Source organism: Pseudomonas endophytica, from assembly GCF_001411475.1.
GTDB classification, from domain to species: domain Bacteria; phylum Pseudomonadota; class Gammaproteobacteria; order Pseudomonadales; family Pseudomonadaceae; genus Aquipseudomonas; species Aquipseudomonas endophytica.
The window spans coordinates 1-987 of the sequence record NZ_LLWH01000151.1 but is presented as its reverse complement, the minus strand read 5'-3'; the positions used below and the strand labels follow the sequence as shown (position 1 = coordinate 987).

The following is a 987-nucleotide window of genomic DNA, read 5'->3' as shown; positions in this document are numbered from 1 at the left end:
TGCCATGCGCAACTATGTGGGCATCCTGACCTCGGTCAACTGCTCGGCGACGGTGGCCAAGGCCATTGCTGATTACTTCCGACGTGATATCAACCCACAAGCGCTGATCGACTACCCCAACGTCGATGGCGTGGTGGCGCTGACCCATAGTTTTGGCTGCGCGGTCGACCCCGGCGGTGAAGCCTTGGCCATGTTGCGCAGAACCTTGGGCGGGTATGCCATACACCCTAACTTCGCCTCGGTGCTGATGATCGGCCTGGGCTGCGAAACCAACCAAATCGCTGACTTGTTGGCCGCCCAAGGGCTGGAAAAAGGCGAGTTCCTGCGCGCTTTTACCATTCAGGGCACCGGCGGCACGTCAAAAACCATTGCCAGCGGTATTGAGCAAGTTAAATCACTGCTCGCCGACGCCAACCGCGTCGAACGTGAGCCGGTGAGCGCCAAACACTTGATCATCGGCTTGCAGTGCGGGGGGTCTGATGGCTACTCGGGCATCACCGCCAACCCCGCGTTGGGCAATGCAGTGGATCGCTTAGTCGCTGCGGGCGGCACCGCGATCTTATCGGAAACCCCGGAGATCTATGGCGCCGAGCATTTGCTGACACGCCGCGCGGTCAGCCGTGAAGTGGGTGAAAAGCTGATCAAGCGTATTCACTGGTGGGAAGACTACTGCACACGCATGAACGCGGAGTTGAATAACAACCCCTCTGCGGGCAACAAGGCCGGTGGCTTGACCACCATCCTTGAAAAATCCTTGGGTGCGGTGGCTAAAGCCGGCTCCAGCGATTTGGTCGATGTGTACGAATATGCCGAAACGGTTCGCGCCCATGGCTTGGTGTTTATGGACACGCCAGGCTACGACCCGATTTCAGCCACGGGTCAAGTTGCAGGCGGCGCCAACTTGATTGCCTTTACCACAGGACGCGGCTCGGCCTATGGCTGCGCGCCCTCGCCTTCGATCAAATTGGCGACCAATACCCGCCTGTG

At 59.3% G+C, this 987-nt stretch carries 1 protein-coding gene; it reads left to right on the top strand.

What is annotated here, in order from left to right; genetic code table 11:
• Nucleotides 1–987: UxaA family hydrolase (locus AQS70_RS10310; protein WP_162233895.1), on the top strand; the 987-nt coding region annotated here is incomplete at both ends.